The organism is Haemophilus sp. THUN1691 (assembly GCF_059704425.1).
The window spans coordinates 1,397,823-1,411,100 of record NZ_AP046578.1; the positions used below are offsets into that span (position 1 = coordinate 1,397,823).

Consider the following 13,278-nt stretch of genomic DNA (forward strand, 5'->3'; position numbering starts at 1 on the left):
CCTATTTACTGCCTTTTGTTTGGTTAATCCACTTATTGAGATTATCTACTTGGCTTGCGCACTTATCTCGCTCTGCTGTTACCTTAACAAGCTGTATGACTACATCACCGTATGTCTCACCAGTAAATGCTGTTTTAACACAAGGTGCAGTGTAGGCTTGAGGCGGGTAAATATATTCTGTCTTGGTCGTGACTTTATTTGTACAGGCGGTCAAGAGCAGACTGAGGCAGACGAGTGTGAGCACAAGGTTGTGTCTTAATGATTGTTTTAACTGATTCAGCATTTTCTGTTGCTACCCTTTCTATTTCGTCATTACGTTGCTGTTGTGCTATTACCGCATCACGCTCTTGTTGCAGTGCAATGGTCAATGCCTTGTTCGCATCTTCTTGTTGCTGAATGGTTTGGGCTTGTGCTTGGTTTACAGCTCTTAAGTTATCAATAGTGTTTGACTGGTACCGTAACCAACCACCCAAGCCCAAAATCACAATCACCGATACGCCGATAATTGTTCCGGTGATTTTATTAATCCCAAACATAAGGCTTTCTCCACGTTACGACGCTTGACTAAACCTGGCAGGACTTTGCCCTGCGAGTACACCCAGCGGGGGAATTGATTACACATTAAATTAATATCACCTACGCGGGCATATTTAAATAACGTGGCTTGTTTTAACTTCGAGCAACCGGCGTTGAACGTGATTGATACCGCCGCTTCAAATGCGCCTTGCGGTAACTCTTTGCCGTTTGCCCAACGATTAACGCAGTTCTCGGCAATCTTGATGTTATCTTTCCAACGTTCCGCTATTTCTTCGTCTGATAGCTTACGCCCTAACACTACATCGTTTGTATTGCCGATTCCGTCGGTCCATACATCGGCGGGACATTTATACGGCTCGCGATAACAATCTTCCGCATTGCCGATAACCAACAACCCGACTTCGCCGGTGCGGATTTCGTCCGGATATTGAGCGAGAATAATTCCGGCGATAACAACAACATTGCACTTCACTAATGTTTTAAGGTGCTTCATTTGATTAACTTCCCGTTTTTATCTCGGATGCCGGTACGGATTTCTTCAAGCTCTAACATGCGCTTTTTATATCTCGATTCTCGGATATAGCCGCAGACTGTGACAAAAATACCAATTAATACCGCCCACTCACTTAAGGTCAATGCCCCAATGAGACCGGTTAACCAACCCCAAAACTGAGATTCAACGGGCATATCTTTAAATACTTGCATTCTCATAACTCCGCCTCGTGTTACTTTGTTAAAAGCTGGTCCAGCGAGGTAATAAAAAAGCCCAGTCCGTTAAGACTGAGCCTGTAATTAGTGGCACGGGCGGGATTCGAACCCGTAATATTTAATCCACTAGAAGGATTTTCGTGGACCCCTTCTCGCCTTTCCCGTTCGGCCATCCGTACCAAAAGCAAAAAGCCCCGACCGTTTCCGATCAGGGCTGTAAAATTCTCTTGTGCGTTTGCTATGCGCTAAAACCGCAACTTACCGAATATAGTACACTTTCACTTGCAAGTAATCAAGTGTTTTTATAAATTTTTCGGTAGTTTATTGGGCGATGAGGTTTTTCGCTCTTTCCCAGTTCATTCGATTAGACGCTTTAAATGGCTGAATTAAGCGTTGAATGGTTGGGAGCGTGTTTTTATATTGTCGGCGATATTCTTGGTGATGGCTGATCACCATTCCAGTGAAATAAGAGCCGATAGTTTCTAACGGTTTGATCATATCGCCAAGTAAGGTGTTCATCTGCTTGTGTCCACACCAAAGCCAAACAAGTTGTTCGAGTTCGTACTCGGTAAATTCAAACGTATATTTCTTTTCAGGCTCAGGCAAAGATAACTGTTGCGGTTGAAGTTGATATTTTCCTGTTTTACGAATCTGCGGGAGAACTTCTTCAAATACCCACGCTTCAAATGGTTCAGCTTCTGGTTTACGAGATTTGATGATCAGGCGGTAAAGATTTGGTTCATTGATGAATGTCATTTCTTGCACCGCACTTTTGGTAGGGGTGTAACGTTTCGTTACGCCCCCTTGTTTGCAATGATCTTGTAATGCTTTTCTTGAATTTGTATATCCAAGAATGGCGCAAACATCCGTGCCGCAAAACCAAAATTCACCTTTTGGATCTGAAATCACACGAACAGGAAGATCTTTAAAATTAAATGTTGAGAATTGAATTTGAGTATTCATGCTGTTTATTCCTTTTTGAGAGGATTGATAATTTACCCATAATTGGGCGACCAACGGCTCAAAACCAGTAAACAGTCTGGCGGAGTTATTCCCTTTCGGTATTGTATTCCTCGCACCGTCGGTCATTGATTCTTTGAGAATTTTATAATGGCGGTAAAATTCTCAAATTTTAGATACAAAAAAATCACGCTGACGGGGTGAATTAATTCCGCTGTTTAAAAGGCTTTTGAGACCTTGGGATAAATCCTACCCTTGAAATAGGAGCTTGTCAAGGGTAGTCAGAGAGATTACATTTATTTATCTGAATGCGCATGCAATTCGCGGTGCGCCGCATTTGCTAAGAAATGGCTACGATCTTTATAGTAGTTACCCATTGCTGCAACACGGCGATCAATGCGCGTTAATAAATATTCAGGTAAAGACACATTAATACGCTGTTTTTTACCTAAGTATTCTGAAATATCAACGTCAACTAAAAGCCAAGTATCAAAATCAGCATATTCAGGATCGGCTTTATAGTGCGTTACGCCTTTATCTTTTAGCGTGGTAAGATCAAAACCATCTTCAACCATCGCTTCAAGCATCATTGTAATGGCTTCTGACACCATTGGTAATAAATCATCAACATCGTCAGCACCGCTAAAACAACCATAATCTAATTGACAAAGTGCAGGAACGATCATTCCGTATGCTTGGTTTTCATTTTCTGGGGTTTCAACACCTACGGTAAAAATCATTTAATACTCCTCCGATTAAGCTCGGCAGAGCTTAAAGCCCTGCCGATTTTTTAATGGATTTTAAAGTTCCGATTGCTAAATCTTGTTTGGGGTGCGGAACTGGAAATCGCTTTCCAGTTTTCGGCGAGAACCAAATTTGATGATCACCTTTTCCATGCCTAACAAAATAACAACCATTTGCTTTAAGCTCCTTGATTAAGTCACCTGAGTGCATGCATCCTCCTTTGTCTTAATCAAGATGAATTATAATACACAAATACACACAAATCAAGATGAAGTGTAATAAAAATGCGGTCAAAATCGACCGCACTTCCCTACCCCAAAAACATAAACTTAATCTTCGCCCCAGTAAATGCACCTTTTAGGAATCTCACACCCTTAGCACGCTCACGATACATATGCGCAGGGGAAATATGGAGCGCGGTACAAATATCTCGTTCATTTGCTTGCTGAACGTATAATGCCATTAAGATTTGATATTGCAGCAAGCTATCCTCGTGAAGATTCATAATCTGCTCCTCAATTTTTAAGCACTCGTCATCCGTCAAGAATCGAATGTGAGCCTTGCGCACGGTAGGTAAAACAGGAATAGAAATTGTGGTGCTTGGGTATTCTGTGCCAATTCTGTCTCTACCCCAGCAATTACCCCACTTCTCTAACACTCTTTCAACGCTATACGACATTCTATTCTCCTTCCAGCTCTTTAATTTTTGCCTTGTAATGCTTAATAATCGCCTTACAATCTTCAATGGTGTATTTCTTCGGTTCGTGGTCTTGCCGTTCTAACCAAGCCACCTTATCCGCACCGATTCGTTTTACAAGATTTATGCGGTACTCAATAATATTGCCGCTCTTGTGTTGATTGCATGGTACACACTGACGGAAACAATTTATTTCGCAAAATCTTAATTCAGGACAAGCTCCAACACTCCGATAATGCCCTGCATCATACTTACCTTGATGATACCGACCGCAACTGATACAGGGTTCATTTTTATCTCTCAGACGGATAAATTTATTAAATACTGACTGAGCCTCTTTCAGCCATTCTGAACGGCTTTTTAATTTAGCCTTACGTTCCCTTTGCTTTTTCTTTTCTGCTCGCTCTTGCGCTTTTTGCGCATTATCTCGGGCTAATTTAATTGCACATTCAGGCGAGCAAACTTTCTGTGTTGAGCTAAAGGTTTTTACAAACGGTTTGCCGCAAACTTTGCATTTATACTCTTTCGCCATTAGCCAAACGCCATATTAAAAATTACCCAAACTGCCACAATCCAAAGTACGATTTTTAACTCTAAAATCTCGTCATCGTTTAAGCGTTTCATTTAAATCCCCATCTATCGTTAAATCTCACGCCATTTTGAACGCCCCAACTGGTTACATACTCGATAAGGCTCGCCATTCTGCTAACGCTCATTTGAGCCGAACTCTCACGGATATTCACAAATTCGCCCTCAAGACCTGGTACAACATCTGCTTTTTGATTTGTGGCGATTGCGTGACCCGAAATAAACAATACCTTCCACTGCTCCATTGTTAGCTTACGCCCCATAAATTCAGCCTGATTTGCAACATCTTGGCACATAGCGTGAAACTTGGCGTTTTGCTCAAGGTTTCGTGTTATTGGTTGGATTTTGACTACCAACGGTTTTTTATCGTCCGTTGGCAAGTCCTGAATAAATGCTTGGCAATTCGACCGCACTTGTTCATTGCGCAAGAAAAATGTTTGCTTATCTGTCATCGTAACCGCCTATTTTTTTAACAAAATCAAGACTTACAGAACGCATTACAAAATCTTGCATTGATGGATCAAACACAATAACCATCTGCCCTTTGCTATTCCCCTTGATTTCCTTTCCCGTTACAGGATGAATAAATGCGATTCGTCCACCAATAATATCAATCACCTCATTTGCAACGTTGTGAATATGGTTTTGATACCATTGTGTAGATTTATCGTTGTTGAGTAACATAACAACTAAATGGCCTTTGTCTTTTAGCTCTTTTGCAGCCTTTAAAAATGGTGTTACATCAGAGTAAGGCGGATTGACATAAAAACGCATATTGCGATAAGGGTAAGGGGTTTTTGTCTCTAAAAAATCACTACCAAGCGGGCTACCTTTACCAACCCAGCTCAAACAAAGTGCGTTATGCTCATTCGCACAGCCATCAATATCAAAATTAAATCGCATATCTAGCCACTTAAAAAAATACTTCGGCGTTTGCCATGTATCTTTATCAAATTGTTGTTCTGTCATTGCTATACCCCTTTCATCATTGCCATCAAGCTATCGCGCGCCTTATCAGCCTTCGCTTTATCGTAAAAACTTGGCTTTGTTGGAATCATTTTCGGAATATCCTCAAAAGGAAAATTAGACCGCACTTTCTCTGCCACTTCTGTGAATAATTTCGGAATAGCTTTCAACGTGTCATCTTCGGATTTTTTCTTGCACTTTTCGTACAGATTTTTAAGCAACCAAAATTCCACTTTTGAACGATATTGAAATTCATCGCGATTGAATCTGGCATAACCTAAGAAAGTTTTATAACGTTGGTATAATTCCGCTTCGGTCGGTAAGCCCAATTCGTGGTAGTCCAGAACTTTGCACGCTTGAATAAATTCACCTACACTTGGCAAATATCCATTTGGCTTAGCACGCATTTCTGCCATGCCTCGTTTAACTTGTGTTATTTTTGTAATTCCATTTTCAGCAAAGCCTAAAATCCACTGGCGTTTTACTACCTGCAATCGCTCTGGGGCAAGGTTAAGCAACTGAGGGCAACTTGCGCAAAGTTGGTCGAACAACGTATCAATAAATTTCTCCGCTTGTGGTGATACACCTTGATGCAATGATTGATTAGTTAATTGGTTCACAGTACATTCTCCCAGTCTTCAGGACGATTCCACGGCAACGCATTTTTTTCTTCAAAACTCATTTTTTGCGCTTGGGATGTTCGCAGTTTCTCATCGCGCCAATCCCAAGATGCGTTAAATCCCTGCCAGTTGCGTTCGATGCAAATCTCCACCGCTTCACAAATCGAAATTCCTGCTTTGTCGGCTTGTTTTTGCAAACGGCTAAGTTGCGTTTCGCTAATTGCCCCTCGCTTAGTTTTACGATGCGCAATAAAATCTTTAGCAAGCCGTCCTGTTATGCCAAACCGCTCAAGCAAAATTTCGGATTCGCTTTTTTGCGTAGTTTTTTTAGGTTCATTGACTGGTTCTAAAGAGTGACTGGTTCTGGGTGAAATATTTTCACTACCCCCTAGTGCAAAATTTTCACTACCTAGTGAAATATTTTCACCCCCTAGTGCAGATTTTTCACTACCCTGCTCAAGGTGTAAAAGATATAAATTTGCACTTGAACCATCTTTATTTTTTCGCGCTTTTTTGGTGACCAATCCCATTTTGATTAAATCATCAATGTGACTAATTGCACTACGTTTTGACATTTCGCATTTATCGGCAATGTATTGATAACTAGGAAAACAAATTCCATCATCATTGGCATTATCAGCTAGTTTTAAAAGCACAAGTTTTCTAGCAGGATTGCCAACCTGACAATTCATTGCTTGAACCATTAATCGCATACTCATAGCATCAACTCCGAAGCGTAACGTTGTGCGATCCATTGAATGCCTTTCGATGTCACGCGAGTTTGTGTAAAATTATGACCGTGCTCCGCTGTCCCCGTTTTCACTGTAAATAAGCCACGGCTTTGTTTGTCTGAATATGGAATAAGATTGCCTGATTGACGATATAACGCTTTATCACGCTCTAGTGCAGCAATCATCGCTTTCTCTGGCATATTTAAGATTTTTGCCGTTTCGCGTAATGATTTTGTTGTGCCAATATCAACATAAAGGTCTACAAAATCCGCTTTTGGTTTCATTGCTTGATTTTCCAATTCCAAGGCTTGTTTCTCTTTCTCTGTTTCCACCAGCTTTTCCAATGCCTGAAGATAATTTTGCGGTAAAAGTGCGGTAGAATTTTGATGACTTACCAAACTGTCAAATGTGCGAATAACGTATAAGTGGAATTTCGGACTGATCCACATTGCGTAAGCGTAAACAAGTTCCTTACTTACGAACGTTCCAAGTCCTTGTTTTATAAGGATAGACGGAATTCCGTCTTTTGAAATTTCGCCGATTAACTCTTGTGTTTGCTGATTTGATAACCAATAAGCGGGACGATGACGACTTTCACCGCCACTTGCTTGATGTAAATCATTTAAGCAAAACCGCCCTTGTTCATCTTGGCGAATTTGTGTATCATAAAGCTGTATTTGATTTTGCATAAAATCTCCATAGTTGAACCACGGTTGCCGCCGTGGTTTTTTATTGCCGTTTATTTAGCGAGATCACGCACTCGATTGAGTGTTGTGTTGCTGCTAAATGCTTGTTTAATAATTTGCGGATCACGTCTTCTTCATCGGTTGTGATTTCGCCATCTGCCAGCGCTTTTTCTAACTCCTCAAACAACAATCCACGAGCGGACAGTTCACGCAGTTGTAAAGTTGAGATTTCTACTGAGTCCAATTCGCCTGCGACTGGTGCCGGTACAAAATGGCCGCCAGCACTTCGGCAAAGCTCCTCGATAAAATCAGTACAGCCATACTCAAGCTGCAATGCGATTAATTCTTCGTTTTTAAAACGTTGCCCTTTCGTCTGATAAAGACGATTGTTCAGCTCTGCCTCTGAAAATCCAAGAAACCCTGCAACCGCACTTTTGCCGCCCGGTATCTTCTCAATCATTTCGATAATAACTTTCTTCATTTCCATAATTTTTGCCTTATTTTTATGGTTTTCTTTTGCACCAATATGAGTAAATTAGTTGTCAGTTAAATTTGCTAAGGAATGTAAAATCTGCTTTTCAGTAACCTTGCCTTTTGTAGCCTTAACGATTTGCGGGATATACTTAGCGTTAATACCGCCACCATTAAGCCAAAAGCTGACGGAAACCTGAGAAACTCCGCATTCTTGACTTAGCTTTACCTGAGAACCGCAAATTGAAATTGCTTTTTCGATTGCTTCGTTCTTCATAGTTCACCTTTAATTAAAATTCTTATATAGAATATAAGATACATTATAACTTGTAAAGGGTTTCTTATTTGATTTTATATAAGTTTATTTATAGGATCTGGCGATTAAGGAGGGTTTTATGAATACACTTGCTGAAAGATTGCAACTTGTAATGGACAAAATGGGGAAAAACCAAGTTGAATTAGCCGCATTAGCTGGAACATCACAAGTAACGATCAGTAATATTTTGAACGGAGTTACAAAAAGCCCTAGAAATGGCTTACAAATAGCCAAGGCTTTGAAAATTTCGCCAGAATGGCTCTTGAATGGCACAGGAGAAATGGCACAAACTCAAATAGAATCAAACGTAGCCGAAACTGGCTCATTTGATCTGTGGGACCGTAGTACTCCACTAAACGATGACGAGGTAGAAGTTCCGTTTTATAAAGATATTCGCCTTGCTGCCGGTAACGGCTTTGCTGATGACATAGCAGACTATAACAACTTTAAATTGCGTTTTTCCAAATCAACACTACGTAAACAAGGTGTACAGTACGAAAATGCGGTATGTGTAATTGCTGATGGGAATTCAATGGAGCCGGTTATTCCAGATGGAACAACGGTGGGAATTGATTTGGGTAATAAGACAATCCGAGACGGCAAGATTTACGCTATCAATCACGGCGGGCTATTGCGGATCAAACTGCTCTACAATATGCCAAACAATCAAATAAAAATCCGTAGCTATAACACTGACGAGTACGACGACGAGATAGCCGATCTCAACGAAGTATCTGTAATCGGTAAGGTGTTTTGGTACTCGGTGTTGTTGTAGCGGTGGAGAATAGGAGTTATTTGTAAGATAGCGACAATACAAGGAAATATAATGAATAAAGTAAAAAAAGCTACATTACTAAGTATTCATCAAGAAATTTATGAGGAAAATGTGAATCCTACCCATAAGGCAGTTGTGCTTACAGAAGATGGAGAAGAGGTTATTTTATACTGCAAAGAACTTGCGCCGAGAGAATTATTTGTTGAATGTGCCATTGCTTTAATTGGTCGAGATTTAGGTATATCTATTCCTAAACCTTACATTGTATTAGCTACACCTGAAAGTAACTACCCAAATATTGAACACCCAATATCTGAGCCCATTCTTTTATTTGGTTCAGAGAGCATTGATTATCCTAATCTCTTTAGAAAATTAGAGGAAGGTATTGATAAATCCTTTATCTTACCAGCGTTATCTCAATGCGATGACGACTATGGGATCGTATTATTTGATGAATGGATTGCTAATACTGATAGACATTTTGGGAATATTCTATTTGACGGTGGGGATAAGTTCTTCTTCATAGATCACGATTGCGCCGTACCGAGCCATTGCCCATGTGAAGTAATCATAGGGAAAAACAGACTACTTAATTCTCTTATACCTAACTTTCCTACAGAAGAAAAAAAACAACAATATTTAGATAACTGTATGCAAAAACACGCACCTAAATGTGCGAATTACACATTAAACGATATTAGCGAAAGAACTTTCGCACAAACTTATTTAAATGGGGAAGAGATAAATTATCTTGAAAACTTCCTGCAAAAAAGAGTAATCTATATCAGTAATTTTTTACACCAACGGCTAAATATTAAACAACAAGAACTTTTTGGAGCGATACACTAATGTTTACTCAATTTCCGCAAATCCCTAATTTTAAAGGGGAATGGCGGGCGATACAGCTCGAACCAATTATTGGTTCTGGTGAACGCATTACAGTAGCCATTTCTGTACTTGGACAAAATGGTGAACACAAAGCTATCCAAGCTATTCGTCCCGAGCTTTTAGAATGTTTATATGGCAACAAATCCAAAGAAATGATGAAACTGATTCAATTGATAATTCAATCAATTTCAAATCAATCAGATAATCTACAAGAGTGGAAACCACCATTTGAAGGGTTAATTTTATCTAAAGCTCACCATACTAGCTCAAAAGATATTTACGGCATTTTACGCCAAGCAATCCAATTGTCATCTAGCTTAAGTAAATTATCACTTGCAGCCGAGCATCATGAAGAAAACATCAGTGAACAAGTTAAAAAAGCTGAATTACGATGGAGCGAACGTATTGAAAATGAAGTCATAACTAAAAATAATAACCTTCGCACATTTTTTAATGTTTCTAAAAAATTGGGGAATTCTCAAATCAAAACAAGATTTAATTTCTTAACGGATAATTATGCCTCTAATTTTGCCGTATTTAACCCTCATTCAGCATCGCAAAGTACTACAGTTATTAAATCAAAATTGATAGATCTAGAACTCTTAGAAAAAGCACAAGGGCTATTTAATATTGAAAAAAGAGAACTAATACTAGGATTACCTGATTTTAAAAATGATGTTTCCTTATCTGATAAAGCAATCAAAAATGCAGAAAATTATCTAATAATGTATGAAGAAATTGCTTTAAGTCAGGAAATTGAGATATTTAAAACATCCACCCCCACTTTAGCGGCCAAACGCTTAATGTCACAGGCTGTATAATTCATATAAACCGCTCTTGTGGCGGTTTTCTTTTACTCTTTTACCACTCACCCCACTTATGCAAATCTATATAGATCTGGTTTAGATCTAAATAGACCTAAAACACTGCACTTTTCTACCGCATTTCTTCAAAGTGCAGCCCATTTATTATCTTTATTGCTCAAAAAAACATCAATCAAACAAAATTCTTTTCTTTAAAAATCAATTAAATATAAGAATATTTATATGTTTATATAAATATTCATAAGAAATCGCTTTACTATGTATAAGATATCTTATATCATACGCACATCAAAACGAGATACACATAACAAACATCTCAACGCTCTTTAACAATTTATCTTACAGAATCACAGTGCATGACGGTATTAAGCGGTCGTTAGATTAAAAGCCCTAACCTACTTAATAACACTGTGGTTTAAAGTCTGCCAATGCAAAGCCAGTGAAAAACGGTGCAGTTGCCGAAAGTGGAGCTCAAGCAGGCGAATATCCCAATGTGGATATTTCAAAACACATTCTACAAAGACTAAGCCTAATGCGCAGGGTAAGGAAATGTTCTTGAGTGTGTTTTGAAATGGCAAACATAAAACAAACGAGGTTAAAAATGGAAGAAAAACAAGAAAACAGCCTATCTGAAAGAGATAAATGGCTAATCAAACAGGCTGTATTAGAAAGTGCTGCTAAAAATACAAATTTAACACCAAGTGAATTGGCTGAGAGTGTATGTTCAGCAGTGATGTTTATTGATTTTTATGGGCGTTAAAAATATCTGAACTGGAAATTCTATCATCAATAGATTCTTGCAATCTTGATGATAATGTTGAAACAAATCTAGCAATATCTTCGGCTACATACTCATTAACTTCGCGTAAATATTGAGAAGAGTTTGTTTTTAAAATATCTCTTGCCATAACAAGAGCTATTTTATCTGCTGCTATTTTTTCCATGATGCTTCCTTATTTTTTGTGTTGTGGTTGAGGGAAATTATATTCCTTATGTGTTGTGGTGACAATAAGGGCTTGAGCCTTACAAGCATAAAGAAAGGCACTTATTCAACGGCTCTTGTGTTTGCTAATAACAAGAGCTAAGCAACCCCACAGCCGAGCATGAGGGCTTAAAACTTATGCAACCTATAAAATTGGTTCCTTAGGTTTGCCCTCCGTAAAACGAGGGCTTTTTTATCCCGAAAAATTACCTTACAATCAAAGTAATTTTTAATATATAAAGGGAATGCTATGAAAACCGTTAAAGCAAGACTGACTGAGTTAAAAAACTTAATTAATACAAAAATCAACGAAAACTATGAGTGGATGGGAGAAATAAAATCACCCGAAATCATCAAAGAAATAGAGAAACTTTATCCCTTAATAGAGAAAATAGAAAAATCTGGAAAAACCCTTGAAATTTCCTATGCAAAATATATTTCTCTTCAATTAATTAAAAAAATAATTCGTATCCTTAATAAAAAAAGAACGAATAATAAATGGGATGAATATGATGTAAATTCATTTATTTTATCTCTAGTCAAACTAAGAATGACAATCAAGGAATTATATTTAATTGAAGTTAAAGGTGAATTAAGAACAGAAGAAGAACTCAATGCTATTGCTGCTGATATATCCAAAGCAAAATTGAATTTAGAAGAACATATCTCACTTGAAGAACAGTTAGTAGAGGATAAAAAGGAGTTCGAAAATTTAAAAAACTCGCTGATTACACTCAAAAAATCTTATAACGATGCACAAGAACAAATAACTGAAATTTCTCAGTGGCACGAACAGTCAGACACATTAAGTAACAATATTTCGACCTATGCAATCACCGCACAAAATAATCTTACTAAAATCACGACATTAGCAACCACGGCGGAAACCAATAAACCAAAAATAGAAAGATATCATGAAGATATTGAAGGTATGATTAAATTATTCAATAAACAAAAAGAGGAGATTCAAATGATTATTGAAGACGCTAACCGAGCAAGCATGGCAGGTTCGTTTAAAACTCAATCTGAAAATATCGATAGTAAAATGAAAGCTGTAGATAAAATTTTGCTTGGCTCACTTGTTGCAACGTCTACTATTTCATTTATCAATTATTCAACAAGCCTGAGTGCAACAGACAGTCTTAATATTTTACAATTTCTTGCTAAGTCTATTGTGACAATCCCGTTACTTGTCATCGCCTGGTTAAAAGCTAAAGAACGGGCTTATCTCTTTAGATTAAGGGAAGATTATAACTACAAATATTCCTCAGCAATGGCATTTGAAGGTTATAAGAAACAAGTACAAGAACAAGACCCTAAATTACATCAGCAACTTCTGCAAATTGCCGTGGATAATTTGGGGATAAATCCAACCAAAGTCTTTGACAAAGATTTAAAAAGCACACCACTTGAAACGATTATCGATGGCGTAGGAAAACGCCTGGATAAAGCTGTTGATGGTATTAAAGGAGAGGTGAATGACATTCCAAAGAAAACAAAAGAATTAATTGATGATGAATAACTCGCTCCCTCAAATTCTCAGCGTTTTTTATTGACAACACCGCTCACATCGGATTAAGATACCCTCACTTTCAACAGAAAGTCGGGATCGCAGTCCTGAATGTACAGAGCGGTGAAAAATGATAGTCGCTCAAAGCGGCTTTTTTTATAGCCGAAAATCAGAAAATCATACCTTTAAAAGGTATCCCCAAATTGGGGAACCCTTTCAAAAGGCAGGTTCAAATTGAACCACCCTTTAAAGTAGTCAATGATGAGCTGATTGGG

The 13,278-nt window shown here is 38.4% G+C and carries 22 protein-coding genes; 5 read left to right on the plus strand and 17 right to left on the minus strand.

Annotated features, from left to right (window positions below; genetic code table 11):
* Position 1 precedes the first annotated feature (1 nt).
* The 16 genes from lysC to AC6H0J_RS06715 all read right to left on the minus strand — a co-directional run bounded on the left by lysC (position 2) and on the right by AC6H0J_RS06715 (position 7,985).
* The gene (lysC, locus tag AC6H0J_RS06640; protein ID WP_497513269.1) at positions 2-283 is read right to left on the minus strand and encodes an Rz1-like lysis system protein LysC; all 282 of its coding nucleotides are present in this window, start codon (positions 281-283) and stop codon (positions 2-4) included.
* Positions 195-536: a DUF2570 family protein gene (locus AC6H0J_RS06645; RefSeq protein WP_497513271.1), complete on the minus strand. Its 342-nt coding sequence runs from the start codon at positions 534-536 to the stop codon at positions 195-197. The genes lysC and AC6H0J_RS06645 overlap by 89 nt, the downstream gene beginning before the upstream one ends.
* Positions 488-1,030: a lysozyme gene (locus tag AC6H0J_RS06650; protein ID WP_497513272.1), complete on the minus strand. Its 543-nt coding sequence runs from the start codon at positions 1,028-1,030 to the stop codon at positions 488-490. The genes AC6H0J_RS06645 and AC6H0J_RS06650 overlap by 49 nt, the downstream gene beginning before the upstream one ends.
* Complete coding sequence (locus AC6H0J_RS06655) at positions 1,027-1,242, minus strand: HP1 family phage holin (RefSeq protein ID WP_497513274.1); 216 nt, start codon at positions 1,240-1,242, stop codon at positions 1,027-1,029. Before AC6H0J_RS06655 ends, AC6H0J_RS06650 begins: the two co-directional genes overlap by 4 nt.
* A gap of 324 nt (positions 1,243-1,566) precedes the next feature.
* Positions 1,567-2,208 carry a BRO family protein gene (locus AC6H0J_RS06660; protein ID WP_497513276.1) on the minus strand — a complete coding sequence of 214 codons (642 nt, stop codon included), beginning with the start codon at positions 2,206-2,208 and terminating at the stop codon, positions 1,567-1,569.
* Between the two features lie 293 nt (positions 2,209-2,501).
* Positions 2,502-2,945: a type II toxin-antitoxin system HicB family antitoxin gene (locus AC6H0J_RS06665; protein ID WP_497513278.1), complete on the minus strand. Its 444-nt coding sequence runs from the start codon at positions 2,943-2,945 to the stop codon at positions 2,502-2,504.
* A 31-nt stretch (positions 2,946-2,976) separates the two neighbouring features.
* Positions 2,977-3,159 carry a type II toxin-antitoxin system HicA family toxin gene (locus AC6H0J_RS06670; protein ID WP_005653907.1) on the minus strand — a complete coding sequence of 61 codons (183 nt, stop codon included), beginning with the start codon at positions 3,157-3,159 and terminating at the stop codon, positions 2,977-2,979.
* Positions 3,160-3,259: 100 nt separating this feature from the next.
* Positions 3,260-3,628 carry an antiterminator Q family protein gene (locus AC6H0J_RS06675; protein WP_053465065.1) on the minus strand — a complete coding sequence of 123 codons (369 nt, stop codon included), beginning with the start codon at positions 3,626-3,628 and terminating at the stop codon, positions 3,260-3,262.
* A 1-nt stretch (position 3,629) separates the two neighbouring features.
* Positions 3,630-4,178, minus strand: coding sequence for a recombination protein NinG (locus AC6H0J_RS06680; RefSeq protein ID WP_497513280.1), 549 nt, complete (start codon positions 4,176-4,178; stop codon positions 3,630-3,632).
* 88 nt (positions 4,179-4,266) lie between these two features.
* Positions 4,267-4,686 (minus strand): recombination protein NinB, encoded by a 420-nt coding sequence (locus AC6H0J_RS06685; protein ID WP_112102407.1) that lies wholly within the window; start codon positions 4,684-4,686, stop codon positions 4,267-4,269.
* Positions 4,676-5,203 (minus strand): phage N-6-adenine-methyltransferase, encoded by a 528-nt coding sequence (locus AC6H0J_RS06690; protein ID WP_497513282.1) that lies wholly within the window; start codon positions 5,201-5,203, stop codon positions 4,676-4,678. The genes AC6H0J_RS06685 and AC6H0J_RS06690 overlap by 11 nt, the downstream gene beginning before the upstream one ends.
* A 2-nt stretch (positions 5,204-5,205) precedes the next feature.
* Entirely contained in the window at positions 5,206-5,820 is a 615-nt protein-coding gene (locus tag AC6H0J_RS06695) for a replication protein P (protein ID WP_497513284.1), read from the minus strand.
* Positions 5,817-6,539, minus strand: coding sequence for a helix-turn-helix domain-containing protein (locus AC6H0J_RS06700; protein ID WP_497513589.1), 723 nt, complete (start codon positions 6,537-6,539; stop codon positions 5,817-5,819). The genes AC6H0J_RS06695 and AC6H0J_RS06700 overlap by 4 nt, the downstream gene beginning before the upstream one ends.
* Positions 6,536-7,240 (minus strand): phage antirepressor KilAC domain-containing protein, encoded by a 705-nt coding sequence (locus AC6H0J_RS06705; RefSeq protein ID WP_497513286.1) that lies wholly within the window; start codon positions 7,238-7,240, stop codon positions 6,536-6,538. The genes AC6H0J_RS06700 and AC6H0J_RS06705 overlap by 4 nt, the downstream gene beginning before the upstream one ends.
* A 40-nt stretch (positions 7,241-7,280) precedes the next feature.
* Complete coding sequence (locus AC6H0J_RS06710; protein ID WP_497513287.1) at positions 7,281-7,724, minus strand: YmfL family putative regulatory protein; 444 nt, start codon at positions 7,722-7,724, stop codon at positions 7,281-7,283.
* A 48-nt stretch (positions 7,725-7,772) separates the two neighbouring features.
* Positions 7,773-7,985: a YdaS family helix-turn-helix protein gene (locus tag AC6H0J_RS06715; RefSeq protein ID WP_497513289.1), complete on the minus strand. Its 213-nt coding sequence runs from the start codon at positions 7,983-7,985 to the stop codon at positions 7,773-7,775.
* 118 nt (positions 7,986-8,103) lie between these two features.
* On the opposite strand from AC6H0J_RS06715, the gene AC6H0J_RS06720 reads away from it, so the two are divergent.
* From AC6H0J_RS06720 to AC6H0J_RS06735, 4 genes are all read left to right on the plus strand, one after another.
* Positions 8,104-8,799 (plus strand): XRE family transcriptional regulator, encoded by a 696-nt coding sequence (locus AC6H0J_RS06720; RefSeq protein ID WP_046950516.1) that lies wholly within the window; start codon positions 8,104-8,106, stop codon positions 8,797-8,799.
* Positions 8,800-8,850: 51 nt separating this feature from the next.
* Positions 8,851-9,648: a HipA family kinase gene (locus tag AC6H0J_RS06725; RefSeq protein WP_497513292.1), complete on the plus strand. Its 798-nt coding sequence runs from the start codon at positions 8,851-8,853 to the stop codon at positions 9,646-9,648.
* On the plus strand, positions 9,648-10,508 hold the full coding sequence (locus tag AC6H0J_RS06730) for a hypothetical protein (protein WP_497513294.1): 861 nt from the start codon (positions 9,648-9,650) through the stop codon (positions 10,506-10,508). The genes AC6H0J_RS06725 and AC6H0J_RS06730 overlap by 1 nt, the downstream gene beginning before the upstream one ends.
* A gap of 604 nt (positions 10,509-11,112) precedes the next feature.
* Positions 11,113-11,271, plus strand: coding sequence for a hypothetical protein (locus AC6H0J_RS06735; RefSeq protein ID WP_497513295.1), 159 nt, complete (start codon positions 11,113-11,115; stop codon positions 11,269-11,271).
* On the opposite strand, the gene AC6H0J_RS06740 is transcribed toward AC6H0J_RS06735, so the two are convergent.
* A complete protein-coding gene (locus AC6H0J_RS06740; protein WP_497513297.1) occupies positions 11,249-11,455 on the minus strand; it encodes a hypothetical protein in 207 nt (68 codons plus the stop codon). The two genes, AC6H0J_RS06735 and AC6H0J_RS06740, sit on opposite strands and share 23 nt — an antisense overlap.
* A 288-nt stretch (positions 11,456-11,743) precedes the next feature.
* Here AC6H0J_RS06740 and AC6H0J_RS06745 point away from each other — a divergent pair, with 288 nt between their 5' ends.
* Complete coding sequence (locus AC6H0J_RS06745) at positions 11,744-13,015, plus strand: hypothetical protein (protein ID WP_497513298.1); 1,272 nt, start codon at positions 11,744-11,746, stop codon at positions 13,013-13,015.
* The last annotated feature ends 263 nt before the right edge of the window (positions 13,016-13,278 follow it).